This is a genomic window from Rhodoferax ferrireducens, from assembly GCF_049302455.1.
Taxonomy (GTDB): Bacteria; Pseudomonadota; Gammaproteobacteria; order Burkholderiales; family Burkholderiaceae_C; genus Rhodoferax; species Rhodoferax ferrireducens_B.
On sequence record NZ_JBAQMD010000117.1, the window covers coordinates 12,789 to 32,793 of the forward strand.

The following is a 20,005-nucleotide window of genomic DNA, read 5'->3' on the forward strand; positions in this document are numbered from 1 at the left end:
TTTTAGATCGGCTTGGCTTCCCCTGAACTCGCTCTGGCTTTCCCATTTCACCGCCACCAGCAGCATCGGTTGCGGGCTTGAAGCGACCCTGTCCGCACTGCGCCAGCAGCGTGGCGGGCTGGCGCCGTGCACCTTCGACACGGTTGATCTGCCCACGTTTGTGGGGGAGGTCGCCGGCGTGGACGCGGTGCAGTTGCCGACGCCACTGGCAGCCTTTGATTGCCGCAACAACCGGCTCGCGCTGCTGGGCCTGCTGCAAGACGGTTTTAGCGAGGCGGTCGCCGCCGCAAGCAAGAAGTACGGGCCGCAGCGCGTCGGCGTCTTCATCGGCACCAGCACCTCCGGCATTCTGCAAACCGAGCTGGCTTATCGGCGGCGCGATCCGGTCAGCGGCGCCTTGCCGGCCGATTTTGTGTACGCGACCACGCACAACACGTTTTCCGTCGCGGATTTCACGCGTCACTACCTGGGCTTGAGCGGCCCGGCCTTCGTGGTGTCATCGGCGTGCTCGTCGAGCGCCAAGGTATTTGCCTCGGCCCGGCGCATGATGGCGACGGGGCTGATCGACGCGGCGGTGGTGGGCGGCGTCGATTCGCTGTGTCTGACGACCTTGTATGGCTTCAATTCCCTGGGCCTGATGTCGACGCAGGCCTGCCGCCCGTTCGACACCGGGCGCGACGGCATTTCCATTGGCGAGGCGGCTGCGTTTGCCCTGCTGGAGCCGGTGCCCGAGCAGTTGGATCGTGACGCTGTGCTGCTGCTCGGTGTCGGTGAATCCAGCGATGCTCATCACATGTCGTCCCCCCACCCCGAAGGCCTGGGCGCGCGCATGGCGATGCAGCAGGCTTTGACGATGGCCAAGCTCGGCGCGGCCGACATTGATTACATCAACCTGCATGGCACGGCCACGCCAAGCAACGATGCGGCCGAGGCCAAGGCGGTGTCAGCGCTGTTCGGGCCCCGCACGCCCTGCAGTTCCACCAAAGGCGCGACCGGACACACGCTGGGTGCGGCCGGCGCCCTGGAGGCGGTGATTTGCGCGCTGGCACTGCAACACGGCCTGCTGCCGGGTGGACTGAACACGCAGCAGCCTGATCCGGCGCTGGCACTCAATTACCTGTTGCACAACCGCGAGCAAGCCGTGAACCGCGCGCTGAGCAACTCTTTTGGTTTTGGCGGCACCAATTGCAGCCTGATTTTTGGCCGTGCCGGTTAAGGTAAAACGATGACACTGCCTTCTGCCTTGCAGGCGCCGCCCCTCACCGTCTTTGTCGAAGGCATCGGCCTGCTGGGCCCTGGCCTGGGCAACTGGGCGCAAGGCCGAGGGGCGCTTGAAGGCACTGAAACCTACCAGACCGCGCGCTGCATCGTGCCGCTGCCGATGGCACTGCCAGCGGCTGAGCGCCGCCGCGCGGGCACGGTGGTCAAGGTGGCGCTGGCCGTCGGCCAGGAAGCGGTGGCGGCGTCAGGCTTGCAGGCGAGCGCCCTGCCGAGCGTCTTTACATCGTCCAGCGGGGACGGCCTCAATTGCCATGAGATTTGCAGCGCACTGGCGTCAAGCGACCGGCTGATTTCGCCCACGCGCTTTCACAATTCGGTGCACAACGCGGCTTCGGGTTACTGGAGCATTTCAAGTGGCGCCATGGTCAGCTCGTCGGTGCTGTGTGCGTTTGACGGCAGTTTCGCCGCCGGCCTGCTGGAGGCGATGGCGCAGGTGATGTTTGAGCAAACCGCGGTATTGCTGGTGGCCTATGACACCGACTACCCCGAGCCGCTGCGCAGTGTGCGACCTGTGCCGGATACCTTTGGGGTGGGGCTGGTGCTGGCGCCCCGACGCAGCGAGCGCAGCCTGGCCCAGTGGCGCCTGGCACCCGCTACCTGCTTGACCGGCGCGCTGGCGCAGCGTCTGGAAGACGACGCCCTGGAGCGCCTGCGCAGCAGCATTCCTGCCGCGCGCTGCCTGCCGCTGCTTCGCAGTGTGGCGGCGCAAACCCAAGGCGAGGTGGTGCTGGACTACCTGCAAGGCTTGCAGCTGGCGGTGCAGGTGGCGCCTTGCCTTTGACGCGCGCCCCCGCAACCCTGCAGCACGCCGATATTGCGCGGCGTATTCCGCACCAGGGCAGCATGTGCCTGCTGGAGCGCGTCAGCGCCTGGGACACCCAGCAGATCCGCTGCGAGGCCAGCAGCCACCTGGCCAGCAACAACCCCTTGCGCGCGCACGGCCGGCTGGGCGCGGCTTGCGGCATCGAATATGCCGCGCAGGCCATGGCCGTGCATGGTGCCTTGCTGGCTGAATCCGGCGCCGGCGCTGCCAGCCAGGGCCCCACCCTGGGTTACCTGGCCAGCGTTCGCGGCGTGACGCTTCATGTGGACCGGCTTGATGACTTGAGCGATGCGCTCAGCATTCACGCCGAACGTTTGAGCGGCGACAGCACCACAATTCTTTACAGTTTCACGGTTCATGCCGGGCGCAGGCTGCTGCTTGGCGGGCGCGCGGCGGTCATCCTCGACGCGCAAGGCCTGGCTTTGCCGCAACCCGGCACAACAATCCCCCGCGACTTATGAACACAACACCTCTTCGCAAACGCGCGCTGGTCACAGGCGGCAGTGGCGGCATCGGCTCGGCGATCTGCCGGCAACTGGCAGCCGACGGCTTTCATGTCATCGTGCACGCCAACCGGAATCTGGAGGCCGCCCAAACCGTGGTCGACGCCATCCAGGCCGCAGGCGGCCAGGCCCAGGCGCTGGCCTTTGACATCACCGACGGAGCAGCGACCGCCACCGCGCTGGAGGCCCTGTTGGCGCAGGGACCGATCCAGGTGCTGGTGAACAACGCCGGCATTCACGACGACGCCATTTTTCCGGGCATGCAACTCGGGCAATGGCAGCGGGTCATTGACGTGTCGCTGAACGGTTTTTTTCATGTCACCCAGCCTTTGATGATGCCGATGATCCGCACCCGCTGGGGCCGCATCATCAACATCACCTCGGTCGCCGCGGTGGCGGGCAACCGCGGCCAGGTCAACTACGCGGCCGCCAAGGGCGCGCTGCATTCGGCCACCAAGTCGCTCGCGCTGGAGGTGGCCAGCCGTGGCATCACCGTCAACGCCGTGGCACCGGGCATCATCGCCACGTCCATGAGCCAGGACAGCTTTGATGCCCCGACCATTGCCAAACTGGTGCCGATGAAGCGCGCCGGCCGCCCCGAAGAGGTGGCCGACCTGGTCAGCTTCCTGGCCTCGGAGCGGGCGGCCTACATCAGCGGACAGATCATCTCCATCAACGGCGCCATGACTTAAGCTGCGCCTCGCATACGCCGCGCCAGCAGCAGCGGCAGGCGCAGGATGAAGCCCAGCAGCAGACGCGTGTGCATCCAGGTCAGCAACAGGTTGTCGCGCAGGTACTTGAAATGCGAGACTCCGCCTTCATCGGCGCGAAAGTAGCGCACCGTGGCGGGCAGGTTGACGGGTTTGACGCCCTGCCAGCACATGCGCACGGCGGCCTCGGGGTCAAAGTCAAAGCGGCGCATCCAGCGCTGGCCATGCATGACGCGCCGCAGCGGCTCAATCGGGTAGACGCGAAAACCGAACAGCGAATCGCCAATGCCCGCCCACAGTGTTTCCAGATTGGCCCAGCCGTTCGATATCTTGCGTCCGTTGACCCGCAGGCGCGGCGCGTCGGACGCAAACACCGGCACACCCAGCACCATGGCGGCCGGCTGGGCGACCGATGCCGCCATGAAGTCGGGGATCAACTGGGCCGGGTGCTGCCCATCGGAGTCCATGGTCAACACATGCGTAAAGCCTTGCGCCGCCGCCTGGTCCAGCCCGTGCAGGACGGCCGCGCCCTTGCCGACGTTGCGCGGCAGCACCAGCACCTGCAAGTCTTTGTCCTGCGCTGCCATCGCCTGCAGGCCTTGGACGCTGGCATCGGTACTGCCGTCCACCACCACCCAGACCGGCGACCACTGGGCGCGCGCTGAACGCACGGTTTCGAAGACCTTGACGCCGGGGTTGTAGCTGGGAATCAGCACCAGGTGGGTGCGCGAGGCGCGGGACGGGACAACATTCATCAGCAGCAACCAGGATAAAAAAGAAGGAAGACCAGCCCTCAGGCCGGCGGGGCCGAGACGGGGAAATCGGGCAACTGGGCATGGGCCAGCTCGGACTGGAAATACTGCTCCAGCTGACTGGCAAAGTCCGCCGTATGCTGGGGCGGATCAAAGCGCTTGCCGAGCCGGATGCGGTAAGTGATGGGCATCTTGGGCGCCCACAGGACCGACCAGCCTTTGCCCAGAAAACCTGAATCGGTTTCAATGAACACCGTCTGGACCGGTACGCCGGCTTTTTTGGCGATCAGCCCGGCCGTGCCCTGCATCGTGTTCACCGGAAACCGGGTGGTGCGTGTGCCCTCGGGAAACAGCAGCAGGTGGTTGCCCTGACTTAAATCGTCCACCGCCGCTTGCACCATGGCGCGAAGCGGTGTGTTGCGGATGTAGCCCGCCAGTCGGGAGCCCGCGCCGAAAAAGACGCTGTTGACGAGCTCGGCCTTCATGATGCAGACGGTCGTGGGCAGCCGCGACAGGATCATGACCGCATCGAGCAGCGAGGGATGGTTGGGCGCGACCACCAGGGCTGGAGCCGCCCTGAGCGCATCCAGTGCTGCCAGGTCGAGGCGACACACCCCCATGAATTCCAGCAGGCGCAAGTAAACCCGAAACACCACGGCAATCAGTTGGCGCCCGGTTCGCTTGCTCAGCGCCCGCGGCAAAACCACCCGCAAGGGTAGCGCCAGCAGCGAGGCCGCGAGACACATCACGCCGAGCAGCAAAAAGCCCAGGTGCATCCTGACTGTTTCGTGCCAGGCCCCGCGGGTTTGAGGTATGACGCGCTCGTTCATGTCGACATTCGGCTTGTTTTCCATCCAGGGTGAGTTGGGGGGTGAATTTTGCCCGGTCAGGGGTGTGTGTCCTGCACGGGGGCCTTCAGGCCTGCGGCAAACCTGTCCTTGATCATTCAAGGATATCGTACATCGAAGGCATTAAATCACTTGTTGCCAGCGGCCCGGTCTGCGGCGGCACAATGGGCGCCATGCGCAAACATATTTCTGAAACCACCGGTCTGCAGCGTTTGGGCTACGGCTTGCTGGCTGGCCTGCTGACGGCGGCACTGCCGCTGCCGCTGGCATGGCCGCTTCGCGGGCTGCTGGCATGGTGTGCGGGCATTGCGGTCTACCTGCTGCTGGCCTGGTGGCTTTGCATGCGCTTTGACGGCCGGCGCACACGCGAGCGAGCGCAGGCGCAGGACGAACCCAGTGTGGTGATTTTTCTGGTGCTGGTATTGGCCACCCTGGCTTGCGTGGCTGCCATTGTCTTCATGATGCAGCGCACGGACCTTTCGGGCATGGAGCGCACGCTGCATGTGGCGCTGTCGATGGCGGCGTTGGCGGCGTCATGGCTTTTCATCCAGGCCATTTTTGCCTTTCATTATGCGCACCGCTATTACCAGGAAGAACAACGCCAGCAGCCCGCTGGCCCCGGCCTGCAGTTTCCAGGTGGAGGGGATCCGGACTATTTCGACTTTTTGTACTACGCGCATGTGGTCGGCATGACGTCGCAGGTGTCCGACGTGCAGGTGCGCTCGCGTGGCATGCGCCGGCTCACGACGCTGCATGCCATGCTGTCCTTTGCCTTCAATATGCTGATCCTGGCGCTCAGCATCAATGTGGTGGGCAGCGCGCTGCAGTAGACCCGGTTGGATCGCAGGAGAATCTAGGCCCGGCTTGTCAGGAGCTCGCGCTCAAGCCACTGCGTCAAGACGGCCGCAAAGCGCTCAGGCCCGATCGGGCAGCTAGCCATCTCTTGCGCGCTAACGGTGCCGTGCCGCAGCAGGGGCTCATGCTGCGGGTGTCCCATGGCGTCACAGAGCAAGGCCCAGTCAACCGGGCCCACCAGGGTCCCGGCCACCAGCAGCACGCCACTGCGGCACCTGCGCTGCGCCAGACCCACCAGCTTGCGGCCCTCGGCATTCACCAACTCCCATGGCGACAGGCCGCCAAAGCAGGCCCAGCCGACGGTGCTGACCGCGCCAGCCTCATGGGTGCGTGGCAGTTCCTGCGGTGGCAGGGCACGCGCGGCCACGCCGAACGCCTTGAGTACCTCCACATGCAACTGCCCCAAGTGCCGATAGCTGTCGATCAGGCCGTTGCAGACCCAAGGGTGCTCCGGCGGCAAAACGACCGAGACGCCGACCAGCCACGGGCCGGTCAGAACGGCGCCGCCGCCTGACTCACGCAGCGTCAGTTCGGCCCGTCCGTGGAGGCGGCGTTCGATGTCATCGCGCAGGGCGCGTTGCGAACAGCCCAGCACAATGGCCGGTGCGGCGTAGGTCCAGACACGAAAACGCGGGCCTGCCCCTGCCAGCGCAAGCTCACGACGGTTCCACGCCTGCTCTTGAAGGGCCGGGTTTACGGCAGCTCCTTCAGCACGGCAATCGGCTTGCCCCGGGCGAAGGTCTCGCCCGCTGGCACCAGGATCTTTTCGACGCGGCCGTCATCGGGTGCCACGATGTCCTGGTTCGCCTTGACCAGAACGACGTTGGCCAGGGTCTGTCCGGCGCGCACGGTGTCGCCCTCGGCCACCAGCCATTTGTCCAGCAGCGCCTCGGTGGCCGGGTCAATGTCTTTCCAGGCGTCCGGACTCAGCGTGATGCCGGTCATGCCGTGATTCCTTCCGCCATGCGCGCCTGCATCAGCTTTTGAACCGCTTCAACGATGCCCTTCACCTGCGGTATGACAAACTGTTCCAGCGGCCGGCTGTAGGGGATTGGCACGTTGGGCAGCGCGAGCCGCTTGATCGGCGCTTTCAGGACCACCGTGTCCAGGTTTTCCGCCACGATGGCCGAGATTTCACCGGTCAGGCCAAAGCCCAGGTAGTCCTCGTCGGCGATCAGGAGCCGTCCGGTTTTGGCCACGGACTTGAGCACCGTGGCCCGGTCCAGCGGCACCAGCGTGCGCAGGTCAATGACCTCCGTGTTGATGCCCTCGCGCGCCAGTTCGTCCGCCGCGAGCAGCGCCTTCTGCACCATCTGGCTGATCGTCACGATGGTGGCGTCCTGCCCTTCGCGCACCACCTTGGCCTGCCCGAACGGGATGGTGTAGGCCGCCTCGGGCACCTCGTTGCTGCTGCCCTCGAAATACGCCATCCACGGCAGGCCCATGATGCCCTTGTGGTACATGAACATGACCGGGTTGTCATCGCGGATGGCCTGGGTCATCAGGCCCTTGGCGTCATAGGCGTTCGACGGCACCACCACCTTGATGCCTGGCATGTGGGCAAAGGTTGCGTACAGACACTGCGAGTGCTGGGCCGCGTCGTTGTAGCCGCCGCCAATGGCGGTCGTCAGCACCACCGGCAGCTTGATGTTGCCGCCGGCCATGTAGGTATTTTTGGCCAGGTGGTTGTAGATCTGGTCCATGCAGACGCCAAAAAAATCGACAAACATCAGCTCCACGATCGGTCGCAGGCCGGCCGCCGCCGCACCGGTGGCGGTCCCGATGAAAGCGGTTTCGGAGATTGGCGTGTCCATGATGCGGTCCGGGCCGAACTTGTCGAGCAAACCACCGGTGGCGCCAAAGATGCCGCCGTAGGCGCCAATGTCTTCGCCCATGACGAAAACATTCGGGTCGCGTGTCATTTCCAGGGCGATGGCCTCCGAGATTGCCTGGGCCATCGTGAGTTTGCGGGTCGTGCTCATGTTCTGCTCCTGGAATTTTGAGTTGCCGATTCAGGCAAAGACATCATTGAGCGCATCCTGCGCGGCCGGATAGGCGCTCTGGCGGGCAAAGGCGAAGGCATCGGCCACCCGCTGTTTGGCCCGAGCCACGATGACGCCTTCTTCGGCGTCAGTCATCAGGCCGCGGCTTTTCAGCAGGGCGGCCAGCTTCGGGATCGGATCGTTCTTGCGCAGATTGCTGACCTCGTCCTTGGGTCGATAGACCTCCGGGTCGCCCTGAAAATGGCCCAGGTAACGGTCGGTCTTCACCTCGATCAGACTCGGGCCCTCGCCGAGGCGGGCGCGCTCGATCGCGGGTGCCACCGCCTCATACACTTCCAGCGCGTCATTGTTCGCGACCTTGATGCCGGGCATGCCGTAAGCCGACGCGCGGTCGGCCACCCACTCGATACTGGTCGCGTTGGACTTTGGCACCGAGATCGCCCACTTGTTGTCTTCGCAGACGAAGATCACCGGCAAGCGCCAGAGTGCGGCCAGGTTCAGCGACTCATGAAACGAGCCCTGATTGGCGGCGCCTTCACCAAAGAACGCAACCGCCACCCAGTCTTCTCCCATTTTCTTGGCGGCCAGGCCCGCCCCGCAGGCCGGCGGCAGACTGGCCCCGATGATGCCGCTGCAACTGAACTTGTGCTCAGGGTCAAACAGGTGCATGTGGCCGCCCTTGCCCTTGCCCAGTCCCGTGACCTTGCCGAACATCTCGGCCGTCATCTTGTCGAGCGGCACGCCTTTGGCAATCGCAAAGTGATGCGGCCGGTGGGTGCCCACCACCGTGTCTTCTTTCTTCAAATGGGCGCAAACGCCGACTGCGACCGGCTCCTGCCCGGCCGCCAGATGCATCTCGCCGGGCACGGGGCCGGAGCCAATATCGAATGCCAGTCCTTTTTGAATCTGGGGCGGCAGTTTGCCCTCCAGATAGACGTTGGCCATGGTCTCTTCGTAGTTCCGGATTTCGACCATCGTCTCGTACATCCAGAGCAGTTTTTCCGGGCTGGCTTGCATGCTCATCTCCTTGAAGTTGTGCAGGGCCTGATGCCGGGATGTGTCTTGCGTGACGCTCGGCATTGGGAAGGAAAACGATCAGCATAGGCTTGCGATCATTCGATTTTTTTGATTTTTATCAACCGCCCATCAAGCCAGCCGACGAACCCGGCGCCCGGCGCGGCGCGGCCAGGCACGACCTGCGCCCGCTACCATTGCGGCATGAAGAAGAACCTGCACCCGGCCCGCGCGGCCTGTCCTTGCGACAGCGGCGAAACCTATGGCAACTGCTGCGGCCCGTGGCACGCCGGTTTGGCCGACGGTGTGTACGCCCCCACGCCCGAGGCGCTGATGCGCTCGCGCTACAGCGCCTATGTGCTGGGGCTGATCGACTATTTGCTGGCCACCTGGCACCCGTCCACCTCGCCCGGCGAGCTGGAATTGCCGCCGCTCAAATGGCTGGGGCTGGAGCTGCGCCACGCGCAGGCCACGGGGGAGGCCGGGGTGGTGGAGTTTGTGGCGCGTTACCGCGAGAACGGGCGCGGCGGGCGCATGCACGAGACCAGCCGCTTTGTGCGGGAAGACGGGCGCTGGTATTACATCGACGGGCACATGCAGGAACCGGAGTAAGGCCCGCGGTAGGTTCACCAGATGGCTATTCGTTTGATATGTTATTTGTAGCTACTTGCGATTGATATATAAGGGCTAGAGGCCAAAAAGGCTTGTATCAACGCGACCAGGCGATGCCTGCTGCGAGGCTGAGCAGAACCACGCCTGTGGCGCGCTCCACCTTGCGCACATGCGCCATGAAGCGCTTCACCACCGGCGGGTGACCCGCGGCACGGGCCAGCCCCAAGTCCCACAGCAGCACCACGGCAAACATCCACACGCCATAAGTCAGTTGCACGGCCAAGGGGGTTGACGGCCCAAACCCCAGCGAAAACAGGCTGGCGTAAAACAGTGAATTCTTTGGGTTCAGCATGCCCGAGAGAAACCCCACGCGGCATTCTTTCCACCAGGAGCCGGGTACCGTCGCGCTGCCGTTTGCGCTGGGGCGTTGCAGCTCGCCACGCACAGTCAAAAAGCGCCACCCCAACCAGGCCAGGTAAGCGCAGCCGCCCCAAGTGAGCGCGCTCATCAAGCCGGTGACCTCTTGCAGCACCGCCACACCGCTGATGGCTAGCGCAATGTAGAAGCCGTTGGCCAGCGCAATGCCCACGCACACCCCGCTGGCCACCCGCGCACCGTTGACCACCGCGCTGCGCACGATCAGAAAAAAGTCCGGCCCTGGGCTGAGCAGCGCCAAAAAATGCAGGCCCACGATCATCAAAAACTGTTGCCATAACGCCATCTGGTCTCCGTCCTTTTTATCAAAGGACGCAGCATCGCCGCTGGGCGGGTTTCAGTCTTGAAGAAAATTGCGCACGTAGTCGCCCGGTGTGGCGGCCACACGCTGTTTGAAGGCGCGCTGAAAATGGCTTTGGTCGGCAAAGCCCAGGTGCAGCGCCGCCTCGGCCAGGCCCATGCCCTGGTTCAGCAGATGGCGTGCACGCTGGATGCGCTGGTCAAGCTGCCAGGCGTGCGGGGTCAGGCCCACCGCACGTTTGAAGCTGCGCACAAAGTGGTAGCGGCTCATGCAAGCCTGGGCCGCCATCTCATCAAGCGTGAGCGATTCCGCACACCGCGCTTGGATCATGGCTTGAACACCACGCAGCCTTGCCGCGCCTGGCAGGGGGCGGCTGCGCCTGGCTTGAACCGACCCGAACAGGTCGCCCACAAACAGCACCAGCTCGGCTTCCTTGTCCTGCGCCGGGGCGCTGCCAAAAAGGCTGCGGTTCAGATCGGTCAGCCGGGTGTGCAGGTGCTGCGGCGCGGTACTGGCTGGCAAGCGGTTCAGCACAGCCGTATCGATCGCATCCATCTCGCCGACAACATCGCGTACCCAATTCGGGTTGAGATACAGCATCTGGTAGCTCCACTGGCCATCACTTTCCGGATTGCAGGCATGTACCTCGCCCGCCGGGATCAGCACCATGTCGCCCTGTGACAAGGGCCGACACACGCCGCCGTGGCGGAACACGCTGCGCCCGCCATCCACCGCGCCAATCGACAGGCTGTCGTGTGAGTGAGGTGCGTAACAGGCGACGCTGTCGTTGGCAATGCGGCTTTCCACAAAGGGCAAAGCCGGTGAACGCCAGAAGCGGTGGATGGGGTGGCGGGGCATGCGGCCAGTATAGGTTTGGGCGGCTCATGGGTGCAAAAAGGCCGCACCGGTTCAGGGCTTCAGCCAGAGGTCATCTTTTACTACCTGCATGCTGGCTCTGCTGCAATCGTCACGCTGGGGGCACCGGCTCCGCAGACGCCATTGCCATAAATGCTGCGAGCGCCGCCGAGCTTTCCTCTTTGCGGTAAACGATTGAAACATCTGTTTTCTCCACCGCGTCGATGATTGGGCGAAAGGTCACATTTGGCAAGGATGCGTTAGCGGTGGATGCGGGGACGATGGAGATGCCCAGTCCGGCAGATACGAGATCAAGTACCGACGCGAACTGAGGGGTCTCCTGAATGACGGATGGAAAAAAACCAGCGCCATGACAGAGGCGAATGACCTGGTCGTAAAGAACGGTGCCGCAGTCGCGCGGATAAAGCACAAAGGGGGCATCGTGCAGGTCAGCCAATCGCACGGCTTGCACGCTGCTCAGCGGGTGATCGGTCGGCAGAGCCACGACGAAAGCCTCGCGATACACGCAACGGGATTCAACCAGCGGATGGGCTTGTAGCAATGGTTCACGCACAAAGCCGATGTCGATTTCTTTCTCTACCATCGCTTTGATTTGGTCAACGGCACGCATTTCCTTGATTTGTAGCTGGACATCGGGGCGTTGGCTGCGAAATTCGCGAACGATACGACCGATCAGGCCGGTAAACGGAATCGAGCTTGCATAGCCGATTGCCAGCGTGCCGACCTCACCCTTGGCCGCCCGGCGTGCCGAATGGATGGCCAACTGAGACTGTTCAAGGAGCTTGCGTGCCGAATCGAGGAACACCTGGCCAGCGAAAGTCAGTTCGATGCGCTTTTTCTCGCGCTTGAACAGGATGACCCCGAGGACTTCTTCCAGGTTGTGGATTTGCTGCGAAAGCGGTGGTTGTGAAATATGCAGGCGAACCGCCGCCCGGCCGAAATGCAATTCTTCTGCAACGGCGACGAAATAGCGTAGCTGACGTAAGTTCATGTACTGCTCAAGGGGGTTGAAAAGAAGGGCATTAGGCCCGCAGTGTGGCTTGCAACCATAGCGCAAACGGCATCGTTGATCATACTTTTTTCATATCAGATCGCCACCTATTGCGTATTGGACGCAATGCCCGGCTCGCTTCTAGCATTCGGGCATGCAAACGCACCACCAACGCCTCGACACCCGGCATGTCAGCCTCGCCCTCTGTGGTGTTGCCGCCTTTTTGAATATCTACACGCCGCAGCCACTGTTGAACGAATTGGCAAACAGCTTTGGCATGGCCCCTGCTGCAACAACCCTCTGCATTTCGGCGACGACACTGGGCATCGCCATGGCCGCCCCTTTTGCTGGCGGCCTGTCGGATCGCTTGGGGAGAAAGCGGGTCGTCGTGCTGGCCACCGCCTTGCTGGCACTTCCTACGCTGCTGTGCGCGCTCAGCACGTCTTTCCAATTTTTTGTTGCTTTGCGCTTCGTGCAGGGCCTGCTCGTCCCGGCGATTTTTTCGGCTGCCTCGGCCTATATTGGCGATGAATTCAGCAGCCAAGAACTGCCCTCGAAGATTGGCATCTACGTCGCTGGCACCACGTGCGGCGCTCTGCTGGGGCGGCTCCTGCCGGGATGGTGCGCTGCTGAGTGGGGTTGGTCAGGTGCGTTTGCCGCTTCAGCTGCCGTGACCTTGTTGCTCGCTTTCTTGGTTCATATTGGGCTGCCGACCGAGAAATCTGTAGTGAGGGCGCATGGGCGTTCGACGGGCCACGCTGTTCTCTCCCTCATGCGCGATGCCCGGCTGGTGATCACGCTGCTGGTTGGCAGCGGCTTATTGCTCTCACAGGTGGCCATTTTTTCAGGTGTATCCCTGTTGTTGGCAGAACCTCCCTACCAATTCGGCCCGCGGGCCATCAGCTCCATCTATGCCATCTTTCTGGCCGGGGTTGTCGCTGCACCGGTGTGCAGTCGCTTTGTCCCCTGGGTGTCGCATCGGGCGGTGATCGCCGTCGCGCTTTGCTGTTCGGTATTCGGTATTGCATTAACGCAACTGCCGTCCCTGCCGATGCTCATCGTTGGTCTGGGCTTTTTCTCCACCGGTATCTTCGTCTGTCAGGCGATTGCCAACAGCTACCTCAACAGCATCGTGCACCAGGATCGCGCCCTGGCCATTGGACTCTATCTGTCGTGTTACTACCTGGGTGGAACGGTCGGTGCGCTTGTTCCCGGGATGTTGTGGGAGAGTTTTCGCTGGCCGGGCATCAGTGTGTTCGCGCTCCTTGGCACGGTTGCCACGGCACTCGCCGCTTGGCACGGCTGGCAACCGGTTGAGCAACAAGGCGTTCATTCGTTTCATCCACTCTGAAAGACCTATTCATGCTGAACACCATCAAAGAAGAAAAACCCGGAATCGGATGGTTCGAAATGCCTCAGTTCTGGGCAGCCCGGCTTCAATCTCTGCTTGATGTCTTCGATTGCTACTATGGTGAAGAGTCAGATCCGGCATGGGTTGGTCACCATGCCAAAGAGCCCCGCTTTCGACTCGATGTGTACGACGCAGCGCCCGAGCTGCTGCAGCTATCGAGCGAACTGCACGAACTTCTCGGGGGGCGCTACTGCGCTTTGTTCACCAGAAATTTCGGCTTGTCGGCGTATTCGCTGCCCATTCAGCGCAAATTGCTGCTCTGCACATCGCTGGCCCTGGGTTCGCCGACACCAACCGACCAGGTTTCGCAACGAATACTTTGGGATGTGAAAGCCAGGTCAACCAGCAAAAACCACTACGCCACTTTTTCCGAACACGCCGCCGAAGCTTATTACCACACTGACACGCAGTATTTTTCCTATCCAGAGAAGTACATCTTTCTCTACACCGTGTGTGCCGCCAAGTGCGGTGGCGGGGTCAGCAGCTTTCTTGATGCCCGGTTGGTCAAAAACAGGCTCATGGCAAGCAGCGAAGGGAGCGATGCCTACAAGCTGCTCGAGACGGAAAAATTGCCGTTCAGGATACCCAGTAGCTTCACTTCATTAGGTGCAGCAGCGTGCGCAGAATTTACGTTTTCACCGATCTTTGGAGACGCCCCCTATATTCGTTTTCGAAAAGACACCTTGGAGGAGGGCTTGCGCCTGCGGCCCGAATACGACTCGCCCGAGGTACGGTGGGCCCTTGAGTTGCTAGAACGTGCGATTGATTCCTCGACAGACACGTTCAGTTCCCCTCTTCCAGCAGACAGTCTTTCGATTGTGAATAACCATGTGGCCTTACACGCCAGAACGGCGTTTTCCGATACCAGCCGCCACTTGATTCGCGCCAGGATGCAAGCTATCTAATGCCCTCTGGCGCGGGCAAGACGACACCCAAGCCTGAATGGCAGCGGCCTCAGGGCTGCGACCGTGCGCGCGCCAGGGCCACATACCAGTCCAGGCAAGCCGGGTTGGCCATCGCCTCGCGGTTGAGCACCTTGTCCAGCGGCTGCCCCAGCAGCAGCTTCTTGATCGGCAGCTCCTGCTTCTTGCCCGACAAGGTGCGCGGAATCTCCGCCACCTGAAAAATTTCGTTCGGCACAAAGCGCGGCGACAGCGCGGTCTTGATCGCGTTCACCAGCTTGGCCCGGACGGTGTCGTCCAGCGTCAGGCCTTCGCGCAGCACCACAAACAGCGGCATGTAACTCTCGCGCCCCAGGTATTCGAGATCGACCACCATCGAGTCCAGCACTTCGGGCAGCGCCTCGACCGCGCTGTAGAGCTCGCTGGTGCCCATGCGCAGGCCGTGGCGGTTGATGGTGGCATCCGAACGGCCATAGATCACGCAGCCGCCGTTGCGACCGATCTTGAGCCAGTCGCCATGACGCCAGACGCCGGGGTAGGTGTCGAAGTAGCTGGCCAGGTAGCGCTGCTTGCCCACGTCGCCCCATAAGTACAGCGGCATGCTTGGGATCGGCTGGGTGCACACCAGCTCGCCCACCTCATCGACTACCGGCTCACCCTGCTCGTTCCAGGCCTCGACCGCGCAGCCGAGCAAGCGGCACTGCATTTCACCGGGAATCAAAGGCAATTCACGGTTGCCCCCGATGAAGGCACCACAAAAATCGGTGCCGCCAGAAATATTGCACCACCAGATGCCCGGCGTTCCCATCCTGGCAAACTGCTCGGTCCCCCAGGCCTGTGCTTCGGGACTCAAGGGTGAGCCGGTGCTGCCCAATGCCCGCACACGGGAGAGGTCGCCGCACTCGCCCAGGTCCACACCGGCTTTCAGGCAGTTGGCATAAAACGCGGCACCGGCGCCAAAAAAGGTCACTTTCAGCTCGGCGGCAAAACGCCACAAGGTGGTCCAGTCAGGCGCCACTTTGCTGCCCGCCGCATCGACGCTGCGTCCGCCCGGGCTGCCGTCAAAAAGGCAGCAGGTGGTGCCGCTGAGCAGACCACTGGCTTGCGCGTTCCACATCACCCAGCCGGTGGTGCTGTACCAGTGGTAGCGCTCGCCGAGCGTGTTGGGGTCGTAACTGCAGCCGACGTCGTTGTGCAGGTTTTTCAACGACAGCGCCACCAGTATCGTGCCGCCATGGCCGTGCACGATCGGTTTGGGCAGGCCCGTGGTGCCACTCGAATAGACCACCCACAGCGGGTGATCAAACGCCAGCCAAAGCGGCTCGAAGGCGTCAGTCTTTGCATCATTTTGGCCTGTAGCCCCCGTGAAATAAGCCTGACTAGCTACTGTTTTAATAGTGTCTGTGGGCAGCCCCAGGTTGCTCTGCACAATCAGATGACGCACCGTGGGCAGTGCCGCGCACAGCTCAACCAGCACCGCGCGACGGTCCAGTTCGCGCCCGCCGTAGGTGACGCCGTCGCAGGCGATCAGCACCTTGGGTTCGATTTGCTGAAAGCGGTCCAGCACCGCGTTGCTGCCCATGTCAGGCGCGCAAACGCTCCACACCGCACCGATGCTCACCGTGGCCAGAAAAGCCACCATCGTCTCCGGACTGTTGGGCAGGTAGGCGGCGACGCGGTCGCCAGGCTGCACCCCTTGCGCCTGCAAGTGCAGCGCCAGCGAGGCGACCTGGCGGCGCAGCTCGGGCCAGCTCATTTGGCGGGCCGGTGCGCTGCCCAGCGTCTGTTCATTGTGGCTGAGGATGGCCGGGAAGCCGCCCGCATCGGCCGCGGCCACATGGCGCAACACCTGCTGCGCATAGTTGACCTGGGCACCGGTAAACCAGCGTGTGTTGGGCATCGGCGCACCGTCACACACCGCGCTGTGCGGCGTCGGCGACTGCAGGTCAAAGTAGTCCCAGATGCTTTGCCAGTAAGTGTCCAGATCGGTCACCGACCAGCGCCACAAAGCGTCGTACGAATCAAACGACAAGCCGCGGTGCTGGCGCAGCCAGTTTTGGTAGAGGCGAATTTGGGGCACGCAGGGCGGCGCTAGGGATGGGGTCATGGGTCGAGGGTAATCCGGTTTTGACTAAAGAAACCAAAGCGACTGACGCCTGTTTGACACCGGCAGGTTTGCGCTCCGTCTTTTCGTGAGCACCGCCAAGGACGCCAACAGGGATTGGTCGCAGCCGCAGTTTGCTATAAAATATATAGCTACTCATGCAGTATATACGGGGGCTAGAGCCCTGTTTTGTCTATAAAACAGGGGCTTATCCGGGCGCTCATTTGGCCTTCGGTCGGCCGTACCTGGCCGTGAAGCTGGCTTGGCCCAGGCTGTTGCCGTGGATCATGTAGCCAGTCAGCGCAGCGGTGGCGTCAGCCGGCACTTCAAGCTTGTCTTTCAGGGCATACACGGTGAAGATGTAGCGGTGCGGTTTGTCGCCCGCCGGCGGGCAAACGCCACCCCAGCCCGCCACACCGAAGTCGATGCGCGCCTGGCTGGCGCCTGGGGGCAGGTTGGCCCCACCGACCGCCCCGGCGTCGGCCGCGAGCGCGCTCACATCGGCCGGGAGGTTGATCACCATCCAGTGCCACCAGCCCGAGCCGGTGGGTGCGTCCGGGTCGTACATGGTGACGGCAAACGCCTTGGTCGCCTTGGGCGCGCCGCTCCACCTGAGCGCGGGTGATTTGTTGTCGCCGGCGCAGCCGAAGCCATTGAACTCGAAGCGCTTGGCGATCGTGCCGCCCGCCTTGATGTCGGGGCTGCTGAGGGTAAAACCGGCCGCGTGGGCCAGGCTGGCACCGCCGATCAGGGTGGCGGCCAACACGGTGTGTTTGAGGGTCTGCTTCATGCGGTGCGCTCCAAAATTTTGATGATAAGAGTGCGCCGCCTGGGCTGCATCAGGGTATTCCCAGCCCAGGCCGCATCAACCAGATGCTGGCCCACAATGCCGGCCAGCTCGAACATCGTGACCTGCGGCTTGCCGAACACAGCCAGGATGGCTTTCAAGCCGCGCCGGGTGCGCATCGAGACAATATTGTTCGAATGAAGGTCAATTCCGCGGTATTTCATCTGAGCTTGACAGTGACAAGTTCCCCGTATCTTTTCATGCTGCCATCTGTTCACCCTCATAGTGCGGATGATGGCGGCGATATTTGGCCACGATTTTCGAGATGTCAGGTGCCAAAGCGGTAGCTGCTAAAAATGGCGTGAGGGTGCTGCGCAGTGCACTGGCGACGACCAACTCAGAGGGAGGCATGGCCGGGTTCATGGTACGCAGCCAACTGCGAAAGCAGTTCCAAACCTCTGCAGTGTGGTTGATGGCCAAGTGCTGCAGTAAGCCTTGAGCGATACAGCCGAGCTGGACATAGACATGGTAGGCACGCAGCTTTCTGCGAATGGCGGCCCGATACTCATCAGTGGTTCGATGCAAATACTGGATACCCGTGCCACGGCGCAACGGCTTCATGCCAAGCATCCAGAAGTGATAGGCATAGGCACCAATCACATGCACGGCTTGTCGAAACCCCAACTCGATCTTGAAACGGTAGCCGTAAAGCTGCAAGATCTCCAAGGCAGTCAGAGATGTATCGGTGGACAACAAAAAAATTGTTCCACGCACGGGGTGGTGAACAATGCAAAAACGCACAATGCGCCCCACCGGTTTCCACAGCAAATCCAGCACACGAAAGCGGACCATGACATCGGTGTCGCCGTAAACTGGGCTGGGCGCACTGGTAAAAGCGCTGTCGTCTGCGGCTATGTCCTTGAGGCGAACCTTCTCGCCGTAAATGCGAGGTCGACCTTTGCCAGGGTTGGTGACCTTGGGTGGGGGCAGATATGCCACCGCATTGGACTTGGCACGTGTCACCAGATGATGCCCGTTATTCAGGAGCGGCGTGATGACCTTTGCACTGGCATAGTAGGCATCTGCGACCAGCACAACGGGCCTGCTCCAGATGAGTGTGATCGACAACAGCAGCGCCACGAGCTTGTCCAGCAGCGTCCTCGAATCCCGGTTTGAGAACACCAGTCCCTCGTGAATGCGCGAAGTCAGTGGCACCGCCACCGCCTGGCCACCAGACGCGTGAACCAGAAGAGACAGGGCCTGAAAGGAATGCCCCATGATGTACTCAGGCTTGGTATTGTTCTGCGACTCCTGGTGCAGCAACTTGACACCTGGCATGCATTTGCCCTCCTTGGGCGCCTTGATGCCATCAGCCAGGCAGACCAGACGTGTGCCAACCTGAAATGGACGAAACAGCACCAGACACAGGCGCACCCAGCAAGATGTCAGGGCATCGATATCCAGGCCCCTGCTGTGAAACAGATGCAGAAGTCGGTGGTAGGCATCCTCGCGCAAGTTCAATACCCGCACAAAGCTGGTGACACCCAAGTTGTCAGAGCGACAGCACAAGCCGATCAAAACCAGAGTCATCCACACAAAGGTGAGTGAGCGCTTGCAGGCTGGGCGCAGATAGCGTACCGCTTGCAGCCATTGAATCCATAGCAACATGGCGCATCTCCTGGGCCTGCCCCAAGCGTCAAGAAAGCTGGTTGCATGCCGATAGCATTATAAAGCTATCGGCCACAAATCGCTATACTTTCCATATCAAAAACCACCGGGATTTGCGCCATGGACACCCGCCGAGAAGCAACGCTACAGCGTCAGATTGAGAAGCTCAAACGCGACCTCACTGCTCTGGGTGACTTGCGCCCAGGCAGCCTCTCGACCCAGTTCAACGTGTGCGGCTCACCGGGGTGCAAATGCAAGGCCGATCCGCCTGTCAAGCACGGCCCCTACTACCAGGTCAGTTACACCCGCAAGGGCAAGAGCAGTACCAAGTTCGTCAAGAAGGAGGATTTACCAACAGTGCGCAAGCAGCTCAAGAACTACGAGCGAATGAAGCTTTTGATGGAGAAATGGATCGACTTGGCGATGGAGCTGTCAATACTTCGGCTGGCCAAAAAACCAACGGAATGACGAGGAGAACTTGCCACTGTCCAGATCTGAGCCTCCAGGTTGGTTAAAGAAAGTTCACAAACCCATTTCGGCGAATGCCTCCAATTGTAGAAAAATGTACATGATGGTAATATACAAAAATGCTTGATCTGAACAAAATTTCCGGGTTCAATTGGGATGATGGCAATGCCCGAAAGAACGAAAAGCACGGCGTCTCTATGGCAGAAGCTGAGCAAGTTTTCTTCAATGCTCCGTTGCTACTTTTAGAAGATGGCGCGCACAGCCAACAAGAACCAAGAATTCACGCTTTAGGAAAAACGGATGAGGAGCGAGCACTGCACATCACGTTCACCCTGCGGTCGTCAGGAGCGTTGATACGGGTCATTTCAGCCAGAGACATGCATCGAAAGGAGCGAGCCATTTATGAACAAGCAACTTAAAACCATTCCAAAATTTGCCAACGAAGCACAGGAGCGTGCGTTCTGGGAGGCGAATGATTCCACCGATTACCTCGACTGGTCGAAAGCCAACAAGGTGACCTTGCCCAACTTGAAACCTACGACCAAGACGATTTCGCTTCGACTGCCTCAGCATTTGCTGGACTCCATCAAAGCAGCCGCAAATTCCCGGGATGTGCCATACCAATCATTGATCAAGATATGGCTGCAAGAGAAGCTGCATG

At 61.6% G+C, this 20,005-nt stretch carries 24 protein-coding genes; 11 read left to right on the plus strand and 13 right to left on the minus strand.

Going from position 1 to position 20,005, the window contains the following annotated elements; all coding sequences use genetic code 11:
- The first annotated feature begins 22 nt into the window (after nucleotides 1-22).
- From WA157_RS19525 to fabG, 4 genes are all read left to right on the plus strand, one after another.
- Nucleotides 23-1,216, plus strand: a complete 1,194-nt coding sequence (locus WA157_RS19525) for a beta-ketoacyl-[acyl-carrier-protein] synthase family protein (protein WP_422622589.1) — start codon at nucleotides 23-25, stop codon at nucleotides 1,214-1,216.
- Nucleotides 1,217-1,225: 9 nt separating this feature from the next.
- Nucleotides 1,226-2,062 (plus strand): beta-ketoacyl synthase chain length factor, encoded by an 837-nt coding sequence (locus tag WA157_RS19530; RefSeq protein WP_422622569.1) that lies wholly within the window; start codon nucleotides 1,226-1,228, stop codon nucleotides 2,060-2,062.
- A 62-nt stretch (nucleotides 2,063-2,124) separates the two neighbouring features.
- Nucleotides 2,125-2,565 carry a 3-hydroxylacyl-ACP dehydratase gene (locus WA157_RS19535; RefSeq protein ID WP_422622590.1) on the plus strand — a complete coding sequence of 147 codons (441 nt, stop codon included), beginning with the start codon at nucleotides 2,125-2,127 and terminating at the stop codon, nucleotides 2,563-2,565.
- Complete coding sequence (gene fabG / locus WA157_RS19540) at nucleotides 2,562-3,299, plus strand: 3-oxoacyl-ACP reductase FabG (RefSeq protein ID WP_422622570.1); 738 nt, start codon at nucleotides 2,562-2,564, stop codon at nucleotides 3,297-3,299. The genes WA157_RS19535 and fabG overlap by 4 nt, the downstream gene beginning before the upstream one ends.
- On the opposite strand, the gene WA157_RS19545 is transcribed toward fabG, so the two are convergent.
- Together WA157_RS19545 and WA157_RS19550 are read right to left on the minus strand one after the other, a co-directional pair.
- Complete coding sequence (locus WA157_RS19545; protein ID WP_422622571.1) at nucleotides 3,296-4,072, minus strand: glycosyltransferase family 2 protein; 777 nt, start codon at nucleotides 4,070-4,072, stop codon at nucleotides 3,296-3,298. The two genes, fabG and WA157_RS19545, sit on opposite strands and share 4 nt — an antisense overlap.
- A 38-nt stretch (nucleotides 4,073-4,110) precedes the next feature.
- Nucleotides 4,111-4,899, minus strand: coding sequence for a lysophospholipid acyltransferase family protein (locus WA157_RS19550; RefSeq protein ID WP_422622572.1), 789 nt, complete (start codon nucleotides 4,897-4,899; stop codon nucleotides 4,111-4,113).
- A 191-nt stretch (nucleotides 4,900-5,090) separates the two neighbouring features.
- Here WA157_RS19550 and WA157_RS19555 point away from each other — a divergent pair, with 191 nt between their 5' ends.
- Entirely contained in the window at nucleotides 5,091-5,747 is a 657-nt protein-coding gene (locus WA157_RS19555; protein WP_422622573.1) for a DUF1345 domain-containing protein, read from the plus strand.
- A 23-nt stretch (nucleotides 5,748-5,770) separates the two neighbouring features.
- Here the strand turns inward: WA157_RS19555 and WA157_RS19560 are convergent, their stop codons facing one another.
- Genes WA157_RS19560 through WA157_RS19575 form a run of 4 tightly spaced genes read right to left on the minus strand, consistent with a single transcriptional unit; the run spans nucleotide 5,771 to nucleotide 8,792 of the window.
- The gene (locus WA157_RS19560) at nucleotides 5,771-6,421 is read right to left on the minus strand and encodes a lipoyl protein ligase domain-containing protein (protein ID WP_422622591.1); all 651 of its coding nucleotides are present in this window, start codon (nucleotides 6,419-6,421) and stop codon (nucleotides 5,771-5,773) included.
- A 44-nt stretch (nucleotides 6,422-6,465) separates the two neighbouring features.
- The gene (locus WA157_RS19565) at nucleotides 6,466-6,717 is read right to left on the minus strand and encodes a lipoyl domain-containing protein (protein ID WP_011466227.1); all 252 of its coding nucleotides are present in this window, start codon (nucleotides 6,715-6,717) and stop codon (nucleotides 6,466-6,468) included.
- Nucleotides 6,714-7,754: an alpha-ketoacid dehydrogenase subunit beta gene (locus WA157_RS19570; RefSeq protein ID WP_422622574.1), complete on the minus strand. Its 1,041-nt coding sequence runs from the start codon at nucleotides 7,752-7,754 to the stop codon at nucleotides 6,714-6,716. Before WA157_RS19570 ends, WA157_RS19565 begins: the two co-directional genes overlap by 4 nt.
- A 30-nt stretch (nucleotides 7,755-7,784) precedes the next feature.
- Nucleotides 7,785-8,792, minus strand: a complete 1,008-nt coding sequence (locus WA157_RS19575) for a thiamine pyrophosphate-dependent dehydrogenase E1 component subunit alpha (RefSeq protein ID WP_422622575.1) — start codon at nucleotides 8,790-8,792, stop codon at nucleotides 7,785-7,787.
- A 201-nt stretch (nucleotides 8,793-8,993) separates the two neighbouring features.
- Between WA157_RS19575 and WA157_RS19580 the strand changes: the two genes are divergently transcribed.
- On the plus strand, nucleotides 8,994-9,401 hold the full coding sequence (locus WA157_RS19580; protein WP_422622576.1) for a YchJ family protein: 408 nt from the start codon (nucleotides 8,994-8,996) through the stop codon (nucleotides 9,399-9,401).
- A gap of 97 nt (nucleotides 9,402-9,498) precedes the next feature.
- On the opposite strand, the gene WA157_RS19585 is transcribed toward WA157_RS19580, so the two are convergent.
- The 3 genes from WA157_RS19585 to WA157_RS19595 form a co-directional block, all read right to left on the minus strand.
- Nucleotides 9,499-10,122 (minus strand): LysE family translocator, encoded by a 624-nt coding sequence (locus WA157_RS19585; protein WP_422622577.1) that lies wholly within the window; start codon nucleotides 10,120-10,122, stop codon nucleotides 9,499-9,501.
- A 51-nt stretch (nucleotides 10,123-10,173) separates the two neighbouring features.
- Nucleotides 10,174-10,995 carry a helix-turn-helix domain-containing protein gene (locus WA157_RS19590; RefSeq protein WP_422622578.1) on the minus strand — a complete coding sequence of 274 codons (822 nt, stop codon included), beginning with the start codon at nucleotides 10,993-10,995 and terminating at the stop codon, nucleotides 10,174-10,176.
- Between the two features lie 109 nt (nucleotides 10,996-11,104).
- Complete coding sequence (locus tag WA157_RS19595) at nucleotides 11,105-12,004, minus strand: LysR substrate-binding domain-containing protein (protein WP_422622579.1); 900 nt, start codon at nucleotides 12,002-12,004, stop codon at nucleotides 11,105-11,107.
- 154 nt (nucleotides 12,005-12,158) lie between these two features.
- Between WA157_RS19595 and WA157_RS19600 the strand changes: the two genes are divergently transcribed.
- Both WA157_RS19600 and WA157_RS19605 read left to right on the plus strand, forming a co-directional pair.
- A complete protein-coding gene (locus WA157_RS19600) occupies nucleotides 12,159-13,355 on the plus strand; it encodes an MFS transporter (protein ID WP_422622580.1) in 1,197 nt (398 codons plus the stop codon).
- Between the two features lie 11 nt (nucleotides 13,356-13,366).
- Nucleotides 13,367-14,320: a TauD/TfdA family dioxygenase gene (locus WA157_RS19605; protein WP_422622581.1), complete on the plus strand. Its 954-nt coding sequence runs from the start codon at nucleotides 13,367-13,369 to the stop codon at nucleotides 14,318-14,320.
- Between the two features lie 49 nt (nucleotides 14,321-14,369).
- On the opposite strand, the gene WA157_RS19610 is transcribed toward WA157_RS19605, so the two are convergent.
- The 4 genes from WA157_RS19610 to WA157_RS19625 form a co-directional block, all read right to left on the minus strand.
- Nucleotides 14,370-16,424: an acetoacetate--CoA ligase gene (locus WA157_RS19610; protein ID WP_422622582.1), complete on the minus strand. Its 2,055-nt coding sequence runs from the start codon at nucleotides 16,422-16,424 to the stop codon at nucleotides 14,370-14,372.
- A 217-nt stretch (nucleotides 16,425-16,641) separates the two neighbouring features.
- Nucleotides 16,642-17,211, minus strand: coding sequence for a YbhB/YbcL family Raf kinase inhibitor-like protein (locus tag WA157_RS19615; RefSeq protein ID WP_422622583.1), 570 nt, complete (start codon nucleotides 17,209-17,211; stop codon nucleotides 16,642-16,644).
- Nucleotides 17,208-17,432: a hypothetical protein gene (locus WA157_RS19620; RefSeq protein WP_422622584.1), complete on the minus strand. Its 225-nt coding sequence runs from the start codon at nucleotides 17,430-17,432 to the stop codon at nucleotides 17,208-17,210. Before WA157_RS19620 ends, WA157_RS19615 begins: the two co-directional genes overlap by 4 nt.
- Before the next feature lie 34 nt (nucleotides 17,433-17,466).
- On the minus strand, nucleotides 17,467-18,876 hold the full coding sequence (locus WA157_RS19625) for a transposase (RefSeq protein WP_422622585.1): 1,410 nt from the start codon (nucleotides 18,874-18,876) through the stop codon (nucleotides 17,467-17,469).
- 120 nt (nucleotides 18,877-18,996) lie between these two features.
- Between WA157_RS19625 and WA157_RS19630 the strand changes: the two genes are divergently transcribed.
- The 3 genes from WA157_RS19630 to WA157_RS19640 form a co-directional block, all read left to right on the plus strand.
- Nucleotides 18,997-19,344: a DUF6788 family protein gene (locus WA157_RS19630; protein ID WP_422622586.1), complete on the plus strand. Its 348-nt coding sequence runs from the start codon at nucleotides 18,997-18,999 to the stop codon at nucleotides 19,342-19,344.
- Between the two features lie 119 nt (nucleotides 19,345-19,463).
- The gene (locus WA157_RS19635) at nucleotides 19,464-19,763 is read left to right on the plus strand and encodes a BrnT family toxin (protein WP_422622587.1); all 300 of its coding nucleotides are present in this window, start codon (nucleotides 19,464-19,466) and stop codon (nucleotides 19,761-19,763) included.
- The coding region (locus tag WA157_RS19640; RefSeq protein ID WP_422622588.1) for a BrnA antitoxin family protein at nucleotides 19,747-20,005 on the plus strand (259 nt) is incomplete at its 3' end. The genes WA157_RS19635 and WA157_RS19640, both read left to right, overlap by 17 nt.